We start from the raw sequence: 1,755 nt of genomic DNA, 5'->3' as shown, positions 1-1,755 counted from the left end.
GCTCCAGGCCTTCGTAGAAGGTGGGGTAGTACAGCATGCCGTTCTCCTTCTCGAAGATCGGCAGCACCGCCTTGCGCGAGGCACTGGTCCAGCAGCCGAACACGGCGGCCACGCGGTCGTTGACCAGCAGCTTCTTGCTCTTTTCGGCGAAGGTGGGCCAGTCGCTGGCACCGTCTTCCTTGATCACCTTGATCTTGCGGCCCAGGATGCCGCCCATCGCATTGATCTGGTCGATGGCCAGCTGCTCGGCCTGGATGGAGCCGGTCTCGCTGATGGCCATGGTGCCGGTGGCACTGTGCAACTGGCCCACGGTCACCTCGGTGTCGGTCACCGCCAGCTTGCTGGTGTTGACCTTGGCGGTGGGGTACTGCTGGGCCCAGGCCGCACCGGCCAGGCCGGCCAGCGGCAGCGCGGCAGCGCCCTGCAGCAGGCGCCGGCGGCGCAGCGATTCGAGCATCCGGGCTTGTTCACGGGCTGGGTCAGACATGGTTTCCTCCTGCGGGGTTGGGCTGATCGGTGTCGATGGCGGCCATGTTCCCGGCGCGGGCTGCGCATGCGAATACGTCATTCAACGTAGACCGCAGCTGCGCCATGGCGCACCGCGATGCCGCATGCGGTGCCACAGTTCGGGGCACCGGCGCTGGGCGCCCAGGGTTCGGTTCTTGCAAGCCCACCGACCCGCCGCCCGGCCAGGAGTACCCCTTTGGCACAGCCCACGCAGAAGATCTTCCGCATCCGCCGCGACTACAACAGCTGGGTCGCCGACGAGACGCTGGAGGACTACGCGCTGCGCTACACGCCCAGCACCTTCCGCAAGTGGAGCGAGTTCCGCGTCGCCAACACGGCCTTCGGCGCCACCTCCTTCCTGGCGCTGGAGGCCATCGGCGCCGCCATCGCGCTGAGCTACGGTTTCCAGAACGCGCTGTGGGCCATCCTGGTGGTGGGGCTGGTCACCTTCCTCACCGGCCTGCCCATCAGCTACTACGCCGCCCGCTACGGCGTGGACATGGACCTGCTGACCCGCGGCGCCGGCTTCGGTTACCTGGGCTCCACCGTCACCTCGCTCATCTACGCCACCTTCACCTTCATCTTCTTCGCGCTGGAGGCGGCCATCCTGGCCCATGCGCTGCAGCTGTATTTCGGCTGGCCGCTGCTGGCGTGCTACCTGCTGTCGTCGCTGCTCATCGTGCCGCTGGTGATGCATGGCATCACCCTGATCTCGCGCCTGCAGTGGTGGACGCAGCCGGTGTGGATCGTGCTGTTCGTGCTGCCCTTCATCGCCATCGCGCTCAAGCAGCCGCAGCTGTATGCGCAGTTCAGCGGGCTGGCGGGCCGGGTGTCGGGCAGCGCCGGCTTCGACGGCGTGATGTTCGGCGCCGCCACCACCGTGGCCTTCAGCCTGGTGGTGCAGATCGGCGAACAGGTGGACTACCTGCGCTTTCTGCCCAAGAAGACGCATGCCAACCGCCGGCGCTGGTGGGCCGCGGTGCTGGTGGCCGGGCCGGGTTGGATCGTGCCCGGCATGCTCAAGATGCTGGGCGGTGCCTTCCTGGCCTTCGTGGCCTTGCAGCACCAGGTGTCCACCGACAAGGCGGGCGACCCCACGCAGATGTACATCGCCGGCTTCGGCTACGTGTTCGACCACCCGGAGTGGGCGCTGCTGGCCACCGTGGTGTTCGTCATCGTGGCGCAGGTCAAGATCAACCTCACCAATGCCTATGCCGGCTCGCTGGCCTGGAGCAACTTCTTCGCGCG

The 1,755-nt window shown here is 67.2% G+C and carries 1 protein-coding gene and 1 pseudogene; one reads left to right on the top strand and one right to left on the bottom strand.

The features are described 5' to 3' along the window. On the bottom strand, nt 1–487 hold a 487-nt coding region (locus tag ABNT58_RS11775; protein ID WP_348753664.1), incomplete at its 3' end, for a transporter substrate-binding protein. A gap of 216 nt (nt 488–703) precedes the next feature. Between ABNT58_RS11775 and ABNT58_RS11770 the strand changes: the two are divergent. Next, nucleotides 704–1,755: pseudogene (locus ABNT58_RS11770) on the top strand (hybrid sensor histidine kinase/response regulator); the annotation flags it as partial.

This window comes from uncultured Aquincola sp. (assembly GCF_964001545.1).
In the GTDB taxonomy this organism is placed as follows: domain Bacteria; phylum Pseudomonadota; class Gammaproteobacteria; order Burkholderiales; family Burkholderiaceae_C; genus Aquincola.
Note: the sequence above shows the minus strand (reverse complement) of the source record. Positions and strands in the feature narration are given on the sequence as shown.